The sequence below is a fragment of the Rhodococcus sp. 14-2496-1d genome (assembly GCF_002259365.1).
In the GTDB taxonomy this organism is placed as follows: Bacteria; Actinomycetota; Actinomycetes; order Mycobacteriales; family Mycobacteriaceae; genus Rhodococcoides.
Genome location: NZ_NPFV01000018.1, coordinates 372,896 through 387,252 on the forward strand (window position 1 = coordinate 372,896; position 14,357 = coordinate 387,252).

At 65.3% G+C, this 14,357-nt stretch carries 17 protein-coding genes and 3 tRNA genes; 17 read left to right on the forward strand and 3 right to left on the reverse strand.

Features of this window, described 5'->3' with window-relative positions; translation table 11 throughout:
• Positions 1–735 carry a bifunctional 2-polyprenyl-6-hydroxyphenol methylase/3-demethylubiquinol 3-O-methyltransferase UbiG gene (locus tag CH296_RS15370; protein ID WP_032393930.1) on the forward strand — a complete coding sequence of 245 codons (735 nt, stop codon included), beginning with the start codon at positions 1–3 and terminating at the stop codon, positions 733–735.
• 86 nt (positions 736–821) lie between these two features.
• A complete protein-coding gene (locus tag CH296_RS15375; RefSeq protein WP_094685130.1) occupies positions 822–1,304 on the forward strand; it encodes a DinB family protein in 483 nt (160 codons plus the stop codon).
• 17 nt (positions 1,305–1,321) lie between these two features.
• Here the strand turns inward: CH296_RS15375 and CH296_RS15380 are convergent, their stop codons facing one another.
• Complete coding sequence (locus CH296_RS15380; protein WP_094685131.1) at positions 1,322–1,825, reverse strand: DUF2505 domain-containing protein; 504 nt, start codon at positions 1,823–1,825, stop codon at positions 1,322–1,324.
• Between the two features lie 55 nt (positions 1,826–1,880).
• Here CH296_RS15380 and CH296_RS15385 point away from each other — a divergent pair, with 55 nt between their 5' ends.
• From CH296_RS15385 to CH296_RS15400, 4 genes are all read left to right on the forward strand, one after another.
• A complete protein-coding gene (locus CH296_RS15385) occupies positions 1,881–2,321 on the forward strand; it encodes a DUF3592 domain-containing protein (protein WP_179277730.1) in 441 nt (146 codons plus the stop codon).
• Positions 2,314–2,772, forward strand: a complete 459-nt coding sequence (locus tag CH296_RS15390; RefSeq protein ID WP_094685132.1) for a glutaredoxin domain-containing protein — start codon at positions 2,314–2,316, stop codon at positions 2,770–2,772. Before CH296_RS15385 ends, CH296_RS15390 begins: the two co-directional genes overlap by 8 nt.
• A gap of 63 nt (positions 2,773–2,835) precedes the next feature.
• The gene (locus CH296_RS15395; protein ID WP_179272897.1) at positions 2,836–3,975 is read left to right on the forward strand and encodes a glycosyltransferase family 1 protein; all 1,140 of its coding nucleotides are present in this window, start codon (positions 2,836–2,838) and stop codon (positions 3,973–3,975) included.
• A 14-nt stretch (positions 3,976–3,989) separates the two neighbouring features.
• Positions 3,990–4,685 carry a demethylmenaquinone methyltransferase gene (locus tag CH296_RS15400; RefSeq protein WP_082073920.1) on the forward strand — a complete coding sequence of 232 codons (696 nt, stop codon included), beginning with the start codon at positions 3,990–3,992 and terminating at the stop codon, positions 4,683–4,685.
• A gap of 6 nt (positions 4,686–4,691) precedes the next feature.
• On the opposite strand, the gene CH296_RS15405 is transcribed toward CH296_RS15400, so the two are convergent.
• Entirely contained in the window at positions 4,692–5,939 is a 1,248-nt protein-coding gene (locus tag CH296_RS15405) for a geranylgeranyl reductase family protein (RefSeq protein ID WP_094685133.1), read from the reverse strand.
• 128 nt (positions 5,940–6,067) lie between these two features.
• On the opposite strand from CH296_RS15405, the gene CH296_RS15410 reads away from it, so the two are divergent.
• The 8 genes from CH296_RS15410 to htpX all read left to right on the forward strand — a co-directional run bounded on the left by CH296_RS15410 (position 6,068) and on the right by htpX (position 13,135).
• Entirely contained in the window at positions 6,068–6,754 is a 687-nt protein-coding gene (locus tag CH296_RS15410; RefSeq protein ID WP_094685134.1) for an HAD family hydrolase, read from the forward strand.
• Positions 6,751–7,764 (forward strand): phosphate/phosphite/phosphonate ABC transporter substrate-binding protein, encoded by a 1,014-nt coding sequence (gene phnD, locus CH296_RS15415; RefSeq protein ID WP_032393936.1) that lies wholly within the window; start codon positions 6,751–6,753, stop codon positions 7,762–7,764. The genes CH296_RS15410 and phnD overlap by 4 nt, the downstream gene beginning before the upstream one ends.
• Before the next feature lie 4 nt (positions 7,765–7,768).
• The gene (gene phnC, locus CH296_RS15420) at positions 7,769–8,557 is read left to right on the forward strand and encodes a phosphonate ABC transporter ATP-binding protein (RefSeq protein ID WP_094659398.1); all 789 of its coding nucleotides are present in this window, start codon (positions 7,769–7,771) and stop codon (positions 8,555–8,557) included.
• The gene (phnE, locus tag CH296_RS15425; RefSeq protein ID WP_179277731.1) at positions 8,554–9,348 is read left to right on the forward strand and encodes a phosphonate ABC transporter, permease protein PhnE; all 795 of its coding nucleotides are present in this window, start codon (positions 8,554–8,556) and stop codon (positions 9,346–9,348) included. The genes phnC and phnE (CH296_RS15425) overlap by 4 nt, the downstream gene beginning before the upstream one ends.
• On the forward strand, positions 9,345–10,181 hold the full coding sequence (gene phnE, locus CH296_RS15430) for a phosphonate ABC transporter, permease protein PhnE (RefSeq protein WP_094685135.1): 837 nt from the start codon (positions 9,345–9,347) through the stop codon (positions 10,179–10,181). The genes phnE (CH296_RS15425) and phnE (CH296_RS15430) overlap by 4 nt, the downstream gene beginning before the upstream one ends.
• A 7-nt stretch (positions 10,182–10,188) precedes the next feature.
• A complete protein-coding gene (locus tag CH296_RS15435) occupies positions 10,189–11,046 on the forward strand; it encodes a MurR/RpiR family transcriptional regulator (RefSeq protein ID WP_094685136.1) in 858 nt (285 codons plus the stop codon).
• A 126-nt stretch (positions 11,047–11,172) separates the two neighbouring features.
• Complete coding sequence (locus CH296_RS15440; RefSeq protein ID WP_032393941.1) at positions 11,173–12,192, forward strand: polyprenyl synthetase family protein; 1,020 nt, start codon at positions 11,173–11,175, stop codon at positions 12,190–12,192.
• A gap of 73 nt (positions 12,193–12,265) precedes the next feature.
• Complete coding sequence (htpX, locus tag CH296_RS15445; RefSeq protein ID WP_045199000.1) at positions 12,266–13,135, forward strand: zinc metalloprotease HtpX; 870 nt, start codon at positions 12,266–12,268, stop codon at positions 13,133–13,135.
• A gap of 79 nt (positions 13,136–13,214) precedes the next feature.
• On the opposite strand, the gene CH296_RS15450 is transcribed toward htpX, so the two are convergent.
• Complete coding sequence (locus tag CH296_RS15450) at positions 13,215–13,715, reverse strand: YajQ family cyclic di-GMP-binding protein (RefSeq protein ID WP_032393943.1); 501 nt, start codon at positions 13,713–13,715, stop codon at positions 13,215–13,217.
• 174 nt (positions 13,716–13,889) lie between these two features.
• Here CH296_RS15450 and CH296_RS15455 point away from each other — a divergent pair.
• From CH296_RS15455 to CH296_RS15465, 3 genes are all read left to right on the forward strand, one after another.
• Positions 13,890–13,972 (forward strand) — tRNA-Tyr (locus tag CH296_RS15455).
• 149 nt (positions 13,973–14,121) lie between these two features.
• Positions 14,122–14,194: transfer RNA gene (locus tag CH296_RS15460), tRNA-Thr, on the forward strand.
• 62 nt (positions 14,195–14,256) lie between these two features.
• Positions 14,257–14,329 (forward strand) — tRNA-Met (locus tag CH296_RS15465).
• Positions 14,330–14,357: the final 28 nt, after the last annotated feature.

The window sequence follows — 14,357 nt, forward strand, 5'->3', positions numbered from 1 at the left end:
ATGCCCGATCGAATCTTCGAGAATCCTCGATTGACGGCGATCTACGACATGCTCGAGGGTGATCGCTCCGATCTGGACGTGTACGTGGCGGCAGCCGAGGAATCGAATGCGCGCCGAGTACTCGACGTCGGTTGCGGGACAGGGACTTTGGCCTTGCGCCTGGCGGCTCGCGGGATCGCGGTCACCGCGCTCGATCCGGCCGCCGGATCATTGGCAGTGGCCCGACGCAAACCCGGTGCCGAGCAGGTCAGGTGGGTTCAGGGGTACGCCGGGGACCTACCGGCACTCCAAGTCGATCTGGTGACGATGACGGGCAATGTCGCGCAGGCCATCGTCGATGACGAGGATTGGTCGCTCACGCTGACACGAATCGGCGATGTGCTGCGTCCGGACGGATGTCTGGTGTTCGAGACTCGCATTCCCGCACGCACGGCCTGGACCGAGTGGAACAAGCGAGACTCCTGTGCAGTGCGCGATATTCCGGGGGTGGGCCGGGTGGAAAGTTGGCTGGAGACCACCGAGGTCGATGGGCCCTTGGTCAGCTTTCGGTGGACGTACGTCTTCGCCGGTGACGGTGAGGTTCTGACGTCGGATTCGACGCTCCGGTTCCGCGAGCGTGAGGAGGTGGAAAGTGCCCTCGTCGATCATGGGTTCACAGTCGGCGAGGTGCGCGACGCGCCGGACCGGCCGGGGCGAGAGATGATCTTCTACGCGCACTCTGCAGCGGACCGGTAGCTTCTCGGCCGGGTTTACGATCGCTGCGTGCCCGCATCCGAAACGCGAGCACGTGTCAAGGCCGACAATCGGATCGAGGAGAACCAGTGGCGGGTGCTTTCGAGGTTCTGCTGAACGATGACCGCGCTCAGCTCGAGGCGTTCGTCGAGGAGTACCGGAACGCCCTGGACGCGATAGTCGACGGTCTCACCGAGGAGCAGGCGCGTGAACGGTTGGTCCCATCGGCCACAACGCTTCTCGGACTGCTCAAACATGTGACATGGATGCAACGGGTGTGGTTCGAGGAATGCATCGGGGGTAGGTCCAGGGTTGAGCTCGGCCTGGTTCGCACTCCTGCGGAGTCCTTCGTTGTCGACGACCACGACACCATCGTCGGTGTCGTCGCGGCGCACAGACAGGCCTGCGCAACTGCTCGAGCGGTGGCAGCCGACGTGCCACTCGATGCCGTCGTAACGGGTCATCGCAGCGGGCCTCGTACGGTGCACTGGGTATATCTCCAGGTGCTGAGAGAATTGGCCCACCACTGCGGCCATGCCGACATCCTTCGTGAACAGATTCTCTCATCCTGAGGCACCAGGGTAGGTCGTCAGCCCTTCTGCGCCGCAACCCATTCGAGGGTTTCGCCGGTTTCCTGATCGATCATGTCCTTGATCATCTTGTTGATCAGGTCCTCGATCTTGCCGCCGACGAGGGGAATCTTCACCGTCGATTCGCCCTTGACGATCAACTTCGCACCGGTTCCGTCGGGTCGAAGGGACAGCGTGCCGTTCACCTTGGCCGGTAGACCGGTGGTGCCGCCGATGAGGGTTCCCTCGGCATGGTCGCCCTCGAGCGGACCCCAGTGATCGGTGCGGGAGACGATCAGCTTGCCCTTGATGACCTTCGTGACGAAGCCGGGGAGTTCGGAGGTGCCGACCTCTTCGGTGATGTCGACCGTCAGACCGCCGTCCTCGTGCTTGGTCATTTCGTACCCGTCCGTCTTCTTCGCTTTGGCGAAACGGGCTGCCCACTGGGCCTCGCTGGTGAGTGCTGCGTGCACGTCGGCGGGGGGATTGGACGATTCGACGGTGAACTCGAAGCTGCGCGACATGAGTGCAGACGCTACCCGAGCGGCGTCGTGTCGGCTGCGAAGTAACCTGATCGCTGTGACCGCTACCGACAGAGCCAGCCGAACGCTGTACCGGACCCGGCTGGTCGTGCTCGTGGTCGCCGGCGCGATTTCGGTCCTCGGCGTGCTTCTGGTGGTCGGAGCCTGGCGCAACGACGTCACCATCGATTCCGACAAGGGCACCGCCACCGCCGAGGTGCTGTCCGCGGGCAAGTTGCGCTCGGCCGTCAGCTTCATCACCCCCGACGGCGTGACACACAACCCGGCGCTCGGCGTGCTGTACCCCACCAACCTCATCGCCGGTCAACGCATCGAGGTCGAGTACTACAAGGCAGACCCGGACGTCGAACTGGTGCGCGTCGCCGGCCGCGACGCTACCGTCGCTATCGTTCCGGCCGGGTCGGTCATCGTCGTCACCTGGCTGATCGCCGGGCCGGTGCTGTTCTGGTTACGACGCAAGGAGGCCCGGAATGCGTAATGCCAAGCAGTGGATCATCGCAGCCCTCGCCGCGGTGGCCGGGTTCGCGCTGGTGAACTTCGGCAACATCGCGTCCTCGATCGTGATCTTGGTGCTCGCCGTTGGGTTCGTTCTCGCCCTGACGACGCCGGTGCTGTACCCCCGGTCCCTGTCCGACGACGCCTCGCGCACTCTGGCGACTCGGAATTCGGTGCCGTTGGTCTACTGGCGTCCTGGATGCATCTTCTGCCTGCGGTTGCGCGTAGCGCTGTTGCTGCGCGGAAAGAAAGCCGTGTGGGTGAACATCCGCAAGGATCCGGCAGGAGTGGAGCCTGCGGAACGACCATTCAACGCTGCGGCCGCGCGGGTTCGGTCGGTCAACGACGGCAACGAGACGGTCCCGACCGTGTTCGTGGGCTCCGAACACCGCACCAACCCCGATCCGTCGTGGGTGCTCGCGCAATTCGTGTGACGTTGGCCCACACGTAACGTTGTCCATACCTGGCCGACTGCGGGGCCGCCCACACTGAGGACCGTGCGAGTAGCCATCGTTGCGGAATCGTTCTTGCCCAACATGAACGGCGTCACCCACTCGGTGATCCGTGTCCTCGAACACCTCGACAAGACGGGGCACGACGCCATCGTCATCGCCCCGGACAATCCGTCCGGCCCCAGAGCCGCGACGTGGCACGACGACGTTCCGGTGCACCGGGTGCCGTCGATCATGGTCCCCAAGGTCAGTTCGCTGCCCGTCGGAGTGCCGGGCCTCGGCATGGTCTCGGCGATGCGCGCCTTCGCCCCCGACGTCGTCCATCTCGCGTCACCGTTCCTGCTCGGAGCAGGCGGTCTCGCCGCCGCCAACCGACTGGATGTGCCTGCTGTTGCCGTCTACCAGACCGATGTCGCCGGTTTCGCCGCCAGTTACGGCCTCGGCCTGACGTCCAAGGCCGCGTGGCGCTGGACGAGGAGACTGCACCGCGGCGCGGCCCGCACCCTGGCACCGTCCACCTCCGCCGTCGACGCACTGGAGCTGCACGGAATTCCGCGCGTGCACCGATGGGCCAGGGGAGTGGACGCCGTCCGCTTCGCACCCTCGGCCACGTCGCAGACGCTCAGAACCCAGTGGGGAGCGAACGAGAAGCTGATCGTCGGATTCGTCGGCAGGCTCGCCCCGGAGAAGCACGTCGAGCGGCTCGCCGTACTGGCCACCGACCCGTCGATCCAGTTGGTGATCGTCGGCGGCGGACCCGACACAGCGGCGTTGCAGACCCTGATGCCCGGCGCGATCTTCACCGGTCAACTCGGCGGCGACGAACTCGCTCGGGCCTACGCCAGCTTCGACATCTTCGTCCACCCCGGCGAACACGAAACCTTCTGCCAGGCAGTCCAAGAGGCCCTCTCCAGCGGCGTCCCCGTCATCGGACCCGACGCCGGGGGCCCGCGCGACCTGGTCTCGCACTGCCGCAACGGATACCTGCTGCCGGTCGACAAGTTCACCGAGCTGCTGCCCAGTGCCGTAGGTGCCCTCGCCGAACCCACCACCCGGGCACGATTCGGCGACGCAGCCCGCAAATCCGTTCTGCACCGAACCTGGCCCGCCATCTGCGACGAACTGATCTCGCACTACTACGACGTGCAAGGCATCACAGCGCCGCAGGCAGTGAACGTTGCTTGAGTAGTCTGGACCCTGTGGCCCAGACATCACGCGCAACCCTGGCAAAAGAGCCCCACGAGGTGGCGTCGATGTTCGACGGCGTCGCCCGTCGATACGACATCACCAACACCGTTCTCTCGTTCGGGCAGGACCGCAGTTGGCGCAAGCTCACTCGACGAGCGTTGGATCTGAAACCCGGCGAGCGTGTTCTCGATCTTGCTGCAGGTACCGGTGTCTCCACCGTCGAACTCGGTCGCAGCGGAGCCTGGTGCGTGGCCACCGATTTCTCCAAGGGCATGTTGCAGGCCGGACTGCAGCGAGGTGTTCCGATGGTCGCAGGCGACGCGATGGCACTGCCCTATGCCGACGCCAGCTTCGATGCCGCCACCATCTCGTTCGGCCTACGCAACGTCTCGGACTTCGATGCCGGACTGCGCGAGATCGCCCGCGTCACCAAGCCCGGCGGCAGGCTCGTCGTCTCGGAATTCTCTACGCCGGTGTTCGGTCCGTTCCGCACCGTGTACATGGAGTACCTGATGAAGGCGTTGCCGAAAGTCGCACGCGCGGTGAGCAGTAACCCCGACGCGTACGTCTACCTCGCCGAGTCCATCCGCGCTTGGCCGACGCAGGAACAGTTGGCGCAGCGCATCGCCGACGCCGGCTGGACCGACGTGCAGTGGCGCAACCTCACCGGCGGAATCGTCGCGCTGCACAAGGCAACTCGACCGTAACGCGGTTCACGAGAACGGCGGCCGGGAATCGACTTTCAACGATCCGCTTCCCGATGCCCGCCACGTGCGCGCGACGAGGTCGCTGTCGGCCTCGGTGATGAGGTTGCCCATGCAGCGGACTGCAACTTTCATCAGCGCTCGCGACCGCATGCCCACCGGTCCCGCAGCCGGTAGGAATCTCGGCACGGTCAACAGTCCGGCGAGGCGTCGAGCGATGGAGAAGGCCTGCCCGTAGTGCTCGCGCAGCAGACTCGGCCACGCGTCGGTGAGGTCGGGGTGATCGAGCAGGTCGACGACCATGCGGCCGCCTTCGAGTCCGTAGTCGATGCCCTCGCCGTTGAGTGGGTTCACACAGGCTGCGGCGTCACCGATGATGGCCCAGTTGGTGCCTGCGATGCCCGAGACCGCTCCGCCCATCGGCAGCAGCGCCGACGCCACCGAGCGCAGTTCCCCGCCGAGGTCCCATTCGCCGCGACGCTGGTGGGTGTAGAGGTCGAGAAGCGGGCGCAGCGCTCCGGGTGCAGGCCGCTTGGCGGTGGCCAAGGTGCCGACGCCGATGTTGATGGTCCCGTCGTTCAGCGGGAAGACCCAGCCGTAACCGGGCTGCAGAGTGCCTGCGGCGTCACGTAATTCGAGGTGTGAGCTGATCCATTCGTCGTCGCTGCGGCCCGAGTCGATGTAGGCGCGAGCCGCGACGCCGAACGCGGTGTCGCGATGCCACTGTCGCCCGAGTTGCTTGCCCAGAGTGGAACGAACACCGTCGGCGACGATCAGTGTGCGACAGGAGATCTCGTGGGCTCCGGTGGCTGTCTGCAGGGTCACCGAACGGACCGAATTGCCGTCGCGGGTGACGGCGACAGCCTTGGCTCCCTCGGCCATGACGGCCCCGGATTCGACCGCGGCGACGCGAATCCTGTCGTCCAATTCGGTTCTGGGGACGGCACTTCCGATGGTCGGCAGCGATCTGCTCGGCCACTCGAGTTGTAGTTCCTGGCCGAATCCGCTCAGTCGCAGTCCTCGGTTGCGCGCCTTGCCGCGCACCCACTCGCCCAGACCCAACTGATCGAGCTCGGCGACGGCACGTGGCGTCAACCCGTCACCGCACGTCTTGTCGCGGGGAAAGACTGCCGCGTCGGCCAGGACGACGTCGCGGCCGGATCGCGCGGCCCATGCCGCAGCGGACGATCCTGCGGGGCCCGCGCCCACGACCAGAACGTCGGTCGCGGTGGGTGGGACGGGGTGGGGGGTGCTCACGAGTTCCAGTATCCCGACCGGAGCGACTCGGTGCCGTGAAGGGGCTCCGGTTAACGCCGTGTGAACGCTTGTTTCATAGATTCAGAATCTATGGACGGATCGTTCATGGCGGGTCTAGCGTCTCCCACGTGCACCAACCGATCCTCCTCCTCGACTTCGACGGCACCGTCTGCCTCGGTGACGACCCGGTCTGGGCCTACGCCGACGCGGTGGCCGAATCTCTCGACCGCATCTCCGCCGCAACTCTTCGTGCCGGGTTGACGGCTTTCTTGGACCGCGGCGCGGGGGAGTACCTCGACGGCTACTCCGCCGTCCAGCAACTGTCGGTGGGAGTGGACGCTGCCGTTCTCGCCGCCGCCTACGCGCAGTCCCGCGAGCGCCTCGCCGCAGGTGAGCTCGAGGTGTGGGCACCGGCCGGGCTCGCGGATTTCGTCGATCGCGTCGGCGCCGACGTGGTTTTGGCCACCAATGCCCCGCGGCGCGGCGTGATCGAAACCCTCGACCGGCTCGGTCTGACCGCGGCTGTCGATCGTGTCGTCACCGACGCAGGCAAGCCCGAGAAGATGCCTGCGCTGGTGGACTCACTACTGGGCGCGCGATCACCCCATCTGTTGGCCAGTGTCGGCGACATCTGGCGCAACGACCTCGACGCACCGCATCGGCGCGGTGCCGTCACGGCCTACATCGACCGCCACGGTCACCCCCGCCCGGAGGCGACGTTCTCCGCCTCGTCGTTTCCGGCGATGTACGACGAACTTCTCGAATGGTCGACCGATCCAGCAGCATTCGCACTCACCCACGAAGGACAGTCATGAGAATCCGCACTCCCTTGCTCGCGGTGGTTGCCACCGGACTGCTCACCGCCTCGCTCGCCGGATGCGGAGCCCGCGACGAGTCCACCACCGAATCCTCTGCTGCGTCGCCCTGTACCGGGTCCAGCTCGGCAGATGCAGCCGACCCGTCGGAGCTGACGCTGGCACTCGTCCCCTCGGGCGACGCCAACAAGCTCGTCGAAACCGTCAAGCCGCTGCAGGACGCGCTCACCGAGCGCCTCGGCATCCCGGTCCGAGGCGTCATCACACAGGACTACCAGGCGGCGGTGGAGGCCATCGGTGCCAACCAAGCCCAGATCGGCATGCTGCCGCCGCTGCAGATGGTGCAGGCCTGCAACAAGTACGGGGCCGAGCCGGCTCTGCAGACCGTGCGCAAGGGCAAGACCACCTACGCCGCGCAGTTCTACACCAATAACCCCGACAAGTACTGCGACGACGCTCCCGTCACCGGAGCCAACGGCCTGCTGTACTGCAACGGAACCGAAAGCGGCACGGGTCCGGCCGGATTGGACTCGCTGAGCAAGATGAACGGTGCCAAGACCGTCATGTTGCAGTCCGCGTCCTCGGCCGGATTCGTGTTCCCCTCCGCCGCATTGAAAGAGGCCGGTATCGACTCCACCACCGATCTGGACCTGACCCAGGTCACCTCGCACCCGGCGGCAGTGCTGTCGGTGAACAACGGCGACGACGAAGTGGGCGTGTCGTTCTGGGACGCCCGCGAGACCGTCGTCGCCGACACCCCCGATGTGGCGAAGAACCTGGTGGTGTTCGCACTGACCAACGAGATCCCCAACGACGGCGTCTCGATCAGCAGTTCGCTGAGCCCTGATCTGCAGCAGCGCATCTCGGACGCGATGGAGGACTACGCGTCCACCCCCGAGGGCGTCGAGGCCCTGACGGCGATCTACCAGATCACCGGTCTCGATAAGGCGGACCCTGCAGCGCTGCAGCAGGCGCAGACCGAGGCGGACTCCATCGGCCTGGGGAACTGATCGAATGAGCGGCGACGGCATCGCATTCGACAACGTCTCGGTTACCTACGCGGGCGGCCACACCGCGCTCGACGGAGTGACTCTGGGCATTCCGGCGGGTCAGATGGTTGCCGTCGTCGGCTTGTCCGGGGCAGGGAAGTCCACGTTGATCCGCACCATCAACGGCCTCGTGCCGGTCACCTCCGGCACCGTGACCGTCGGTGATCGCGCCGTGAACAATCTGAGCAGCAGAGGGTTACGCGATCTGCGCGGAGACGTCGGAATGATCTTCCAGGGCTTCAACCTCGCCAAGCGCACCAGCGTGCTGAACAACGTGATGATGGGCCGGCTGCACAGCTCGCCGATGTGGCGAACGCTGCTCGGTGCCTGGTCCGCGGAAGACACCGAACTGGGCATGCAGGCGCTCGAGCGAGTCGAGATAGTCGGCAAGGCCTACGCGAAGGCGTCGTCCCTCTCCGGCGGTCAGCAGCAACGGGTCGCCATCGCCCGGGCACTGGCACAACAACCGCGAGTGATCCTCGCGGACGAACCGGTGGCCTCGCTCGATCCGCCGACGTCGCACGTCGTCATGCGAGACCTGCAGCGCATCAACGCAGAACTCGGCATCACCGTGGTGGTCAACCTGCACTTCCTCGATCTCGCCCGCCGCTACGGCGACCGGCTGATCGGGTTGCGCGACGGCAAGGTGGTGTTCGACGGCCATGGCCGCGACGCCGACGAATCGGTGTTCGAGAGCATCTACGGCCGCTCGCTGACCGCCGAGGACGTGCTGGAAGCCAAGGCCGAGCTGTGAGCGCTTCCGTTTCCACTCGGCCGGTGAAGCCGCGTTCGGCATGGAAAACCGTTGTGACACTTGCCGTCGTCGGACTGATCACCGTCTGGGCGGGCGTCGGTGTCGGTGCCGACCTGGGTGACATCATCGACAACTGGGGCAACGCCACCGGCAAGCTGATCCAGTTGATGCAGCCGGACTACTGGTTCTTCCCCGAGACCGTCGACGCCATCCTCGAGACCCTGCAGATGGCCGTCATCGCGACCGCCATCGGTGCCGCGATCTCGTTCCCGGTGAGCTTCGCGGCCTCACGCGTGACCAACCCGAATCGGCCGCTGCTGACGGTGGTGCGCGGAATCATGAATGTCGTTCGCGCAGTGCCGGATCTGCTGTACGCGGCGGTGCTGGTCGCGGTGGTCGGCACCGGGGCGCTGTCGGGAATTCTGGCGCTGATCGTCTTCAACGTGGGCATCATCGTCAAGCTCGTCTCCGAGGCGTTGGACTCGGTCGATCGCGGACCGCAGGAAGCCGCTCTCGCGGCGGGTGGCTCCTGGATCGCCGCGGACCGCAGTGCCGTTGCGCCGCAGATCTTTCCGGCTTTCGTATCGCAGAGCCTCTACACGTTGGAACTGAACGTGCGCGCCTCGGCGGTGATCGGACTCGTCGGTGCAGGCGGACTCGGCATGCTCATCGACAATGTTCGGACCTTCTACAAGTATCACCAGCTCAGCCTCATCATCCTGGAGATTCTCGTCATCGTCCTGGCATTGGAACTGCTCTCGTCCTGGGCCCGTCGAAAGTTGGTCGGATGACCGTCGTCGACCGCACCACCCGTGCCACTCCGGCCCGGCCGCGCAAACCACGCAACCCCCTGCGCACCGCCGTGTGGGTGGGCATCCTCGCCGTGTTCGCACTGTCGTTGTACGGCATCGAGATTCGCTGGGACAGATTGCTCGACCTGCCACAGAACCTGGTGCGCTACGCCGGCCTGATGTTCGCACCACCGGACGTGTCCGCACTCGGCAAGGCCGTCTCGGCCACCATCGAATCGGTGCAGATGGCCTGGTTCGGAACGGTGCTCGGCATCGTCGTGTCGTTTCCGCTGAGCTTCCTCGCAGCCGCGAACATCGGGCCTCTCTGGCTGCGATGGCCGCTGCGCATCGTGTTCGCCGTCATTCGTGCAGTCCCCGAGGTCGTCATCGCCATCCTCATTCTGTCCGTCACCGGGCTGACCGCGTTCACCGGCGCACTCGCGATCGCCATCGGCTCGGTCGGCACCCTCGGCAAGTGGGGCTACGAGGCCATCGAAGGCGCGGAGAAAGGTCCGGTCGAAGCGGCCCGAGCGGCAGGCGGCTCGACGGCCCAGATCGTGCGGTGGGGACTGTGGACCGACGTCGCACCCGAGGTGTTCGCCTTCTGGCTCTATCGCTTCGAGATCAACGTCCGTGCGTCGGCCATCCTCGGTCTGATCGGTGCAGGCGGCATCGGCAGCATGTTGGTGGACAACGTGCAGTACCGCCAGTGGGGTGCGGTCGGCATGCTGCTGATCGTCGTCGTGGTCATCACCGTGCTCATCGACCAGGTCTCCGGTCAGGTGCGTCGACGCATCATCGACGGGAGCTGGGGATGGCAGAGAAAAGTATGAGCAAGATATGAGCATGGATCTCGCGCCCGGTGGAGTCGTGCCGCACATCCGATCGATCATTCCGTCGTTGCTGCCGGCCGAGCGGGCCGTCGCCGAGGTGTTTCTCCGACGTCCCGCCGACATCGTCGAGATGTCCTCGCAGCAGGTCGCCGACGCGGCCGGGGCGTCACGGGCGTCGGTGGTGCGTACCTGTCAGAGTCTCGGCTTCGGCGGTTATCAGCAGCTGCGAGTCCTGCTCGCGCGCGATGCGGCCCGGGCGTTGCCCGCGCAGGAGCGGTCGGTGGACGGTCCGTTCGCGATCGTGACGGAGACCTTCGCCCACGTCGGAGATTCCATCGCGGCGATGACGGCACTGTTGACCACCGAGGATGTCACTCGCGCGGTGGCTGCGCTCGCCGGCGCCGAGTCCGTCGTGGTCATCGGCAACGGACTCTCGGCCGCGTTGGCCGCCGATACCGATGCCAGGATGCGTTCGGTCGGCCTGCGCTCGCACGCACCGACCGACTCGATCGCGCAGCAGGTCGCCGTCCGGCTTCTCACCGATCGCGATGTGGCCCTGATCATCAGCGGATCGGGTGCCACGAGTGCATCGACCAAGGCCGCTCAGGCCGCTCGGGATCGGGGAGCCACCGTGGTCTCGGTGACGTCCTTTGCTCGCTCGACCCTGGCGGCCGCGTCGGACATCGCACTGGTGGTGGGCATGCGCGACCTCAGCTTCCAGCGCGAACTCGCCGTCACCAGCCGGATTCCGCACGTGATCCTGCTCGAAGGTCTGATGGCCGCTCTGACCGACGCCTTGGGTGACAGAGCGTCGGCAGCGATGGCCGCGACGCTGGAAGTCATCTCCGGCAACCTCGGTGAGTGAAGCGTCACCTGTGGTCGGTGACACCGTCGCACCGGTGTGCACGCTAGGTTCACTACGGTAGAAGGCGAGCAGCGGCGCTGAAGTCGCTGCTGCCGGCATGTCGACGACAGGACAGGGACCAACATCGTGAGTACAGACGACGCTGCCGTAGCAACGGTCGTTGCCGGAGTCGACCTGGGTGACCCGGAGCTCGCGCGATCCGTCGCCGACGGCCTCGCACGCGTCGAAGAGCTGATGATCAGTGAGCTCTCCGACGGTGAGGAGTTTCTCACCGAGGCTGCGTTGCACCTGGCCAAGGCCGGCGGAAAACGATTCCGGCCCCTGTTCACCGTGCTCACCGGCCAGCTGGGACCGTCGCCGACCGATCCGGCGATCGTCACCGCGGCCACGGTCGTCGAACTGGTCCACCTGGCGACGCTCTATCACGACGACGTCATGGACGAGGCGTCGATGCGTCGAGGTGCCGAGAGTGCGAACTCACGCTGGGGTAACAGTGTGGCGATCCTCGCGGGCGACTACCTGTTCGCGCATGCGTCGCGTCTGGTGTCCACCCTCGGACCCGACGCCGTGCGCATCATCGCCGAGACCTTCGCAGAACTCGTCACCGGTCAGATGCGCGAGACCATCGGAGCCAAGAGCACCGACGATCCCGTCGCGCACTATCTGAAGGTCGTGTGGGAGAAGACCGGTTCGCTCATCGCATCGTGTGGACGCTTCGGCGGAACCTTCAGCGGCGGAGATGCCGAGCACGTGGGACGACTCGAGCGCCTCGGCGACGCCGTCGGTACCGCCTTCCAGATCTCCGACGACATCATCGACATCTCCTCGGCTACCGAGCAGTCCGGCAAGACTCCCGGCACCGACCTGCGGGAAGGTGTACACACTCTGCCGGTGCTCTTCGCGCTGCGCGAGGACGGTGCCGACGGTGATCGACTGCGCGAGATCCTCGCCGGTCCGGTCACCGAGGACGCTCTGGTCACCGAGGCTCTCGAGCTGCTGCAGCGGTCACCGGGAATGATTTCGGCCAAGAGGACACTCGGCGAATACGCCGCTCGGGCACACGCAGAACTCGCACTGCTGCCGCAGGGACCGGCCAACGATGCGCTCGGCCGGTTGGTGGACTACACCGTCGAACGCGTGGGCTGACGACCGGGAACTGCCGGTCGGGGTGTTTTCGTTGATCGGGTAGTAGCACCCGGTACGAGGAGGCACTTCGGACATGAACGGTTACGCGAACGGCGCAAAGACATTCGGCCTGCTGGTCGGAATGTCGGCGCTCATCGTCTTCATCGGCTCGCTGTTCGGTAACGCGACCATTCTGATCGGCTCGATCGTCCTGGCGGTTGGCGTCAACGGTTACGCGTACTTCAACAGCGCGAAGATGGCCCTGCGATCGATGCACGCGGTGCCGGTGAGCGAACTCGAGCAACCGGCGATGTATCGGATCGTGCGGGAGTTGGCGACGACGGCTCATCAGCCGATGCCTGCGCTGTACGTCAGCCCCACCAACAACCCCAACGCGTTCGCCACCGGACGCAATCCGCGCAACGCCGCGGTGTGCTGCACCGAGGGCATCCTGCGCATCCTCGACGAGCGTGAACTACGAGCGGTGCTCGGTCACGAGCTCTCGCACGTCTACAACCGCGACATTCTGATCTCGTCGGTTGCCGGGGCGATGGCTGCCGTCATTTCGGGCCTGGCCAACCTGGCCTTCTTCGCCAACGTCTTCGGCGGACGCGGCAACGGAGGCGCGAACCCGATCGCGCTGCTGCTGGTGTCGATGCTGGGGCCCATTGCGGCCACCCTGGTACGGCTCGCGGTCTCTCGCTCGCGTGAGTATCAGGCAGATCAGTCGGGGGCCGAGCTGACCGGAGATCCACTGGCGCTGGCCTCGGCGCTCCGCAAACTCGAGCGGGGAGTGCAGTTGGCACCGTTGCCGCCCGAGCCACGATTGGCAGCCGAGTCGCATCTGATGATCGCCAATCCGTTCCGCATCGGCGACAAGGCGGGTCGACTGTTCGCCACCCACCCGCCGATGGCCGACCGCATCGAGCGCCTCGAGCGGATGGCAGGCCACCGGCCGTACTGACGGAGCCTGGGGGAACGACCCATGTGAGCAGAAATTCGTAGCGTGCTACGAATTTCCGCTCACGTGCGGCGAAGCCGCTCTAGCGGTAGTTGACGAACTGCAGTGCGATTCCGAAGTCCTCGTTCTTGAGCAGCTGCTGGATGGCTTGCAGGTCGTCGCGCTTCTTGCTGCTCACGCGCAGTTCGTCGCCCTGGATCTGGGCCTTGACGCCCTTGGGGCCGTCGTCGCGGATCTTCTTGGTGATCTTCTTGGCGTTCTCGGTGGTGATGCCCTGCACGAGCTTGCCGGTGACCTTGTAGACCTTGCCGGACGCGGCCGGATCGTTGGTTTCGAACGCCTTGAGGGAGACATCGCGTCGGATGAGCTTCTCCTTGAACACGTCGAGGGCGGCCTTGACCTTCTCCTCGGATTCGGAGGTGATCACGATGGTCTCGGACTCGCCGCTGCCGGACCATTCGATGCTGGTGTCCGATCCTCGGAAGTCGAAGCGGGTCGCCAGCTCCTTCGCGGCCTGTCCGAGAGCGTTGTCCACTTCCTGTCGGTCGACCTTGCTCACTACGTCGAAGGACGAATCAGCCACTTCTCACACTCTCCAGTCGAATCGAAATTTTGTTTGGCGGTGGTGTCGGTCCACATCCCGCAGGGACTTTATCGGCCCGCTACCGACCGTATCCACCCGGTTTGCGTTCCGGGGGGACGTTCGTTGTATTCTTCTCACCGCGCCGAAGAGCAGTACGGGCTTCGATCGCATCACGGCAGATTGCCCGAGCGGCCAATGGGAGCGGACTGTAAATCCGTCGGCTTATGCCTACGTAGGTTCGAATCCTACATCTGCCACACCTGGAACCCCGGCGAGGATTTTCCTCGCTGGGGTTTCCATGTGAAGAGGGACATGTTGGGCTCGCTGACCACGCAATTTGGTACTGGGCGCTCCGAATGTGTAACCTCTTGAAGGCTTCAGCGCACGGCAACATGCGTAGTTGCTCGCCCCCTTAGCTCAGTCGGTAGAGCGTTTCCATGGTAAGGAAAAGGTCAACGGTTCGATTCCGTTAGGGGGCTCGCTGGATTGGATGGCTCGACGTCGCGTTCCCCGCGTGGGATGGTGGACGGTGAGCACCTGAGGCGGTGTAGCTCAGTTGGTAGAGCAAACGACTCATAATCGTTGCGTCGCCGGTTCAAGTCCGGTCACCGCTACACAGTAGGCAAGCACGACCCGTAGCAC

Excerpts from the sequence above, each read along its gene's own strand:
- CH296_RS15370 (WP_032393930.1), top strand. The coding sequence starts at position 1 with ATGCCCGATCGAATCTTCGAGAATCCTCGATTGACGGCGATCTACGAC.
- CH296_RS15380 (WP_094685131.1), bottom strand. The coding sequence starts at position 1,825 with ATGTCGCGCAGCTTCGAGTTCACCGTCGAATCGTCCAATCCCCCCGCC.
- CH296_RS15390 (WP_094685132.1), top strand. The coding sequence starts at position 2,314 with ATGCGTAATGCCAAGCAGTGGATCATCGCAGCCCTCGCCGCGGTGGCC.
- phnD (WP_032393936.1), top strand. The coding sequence starts at position 6,751 with ATGAGAATCCGCACTCCCTTGCTCGCGGTGGTTGCCACCGGACTGCTC.
- phnC (WP_094659398.1), top strand. The coding sequence starts at position 7,769 with ATGAGCGGCGACGGCATCGCATTCGACAACGTCTCGGTTACCTACGCG.
- phnE (WP_094685135.1), top strand. The coding sequence starts at position 9,345 with ATGACCGTCGTCGACCGCACCACCCGTGCCACTCCGGCCCGGCCGCGC.
- CH296_RS15435 (WP_094685136.1), top strand. The coding sequence starts at position 10,189 with ATGAGCATGGATCTCGCGCCCGGTGGAGTCGTGCCGCACATCCGATCG.
- htpX (WP_045199000.1), top strand. The coding sequence starts at position 12,266 with ATGAACGGTTACGCGAACGGCGCAAAGACATTCGGCCTGCTGGTCGGA.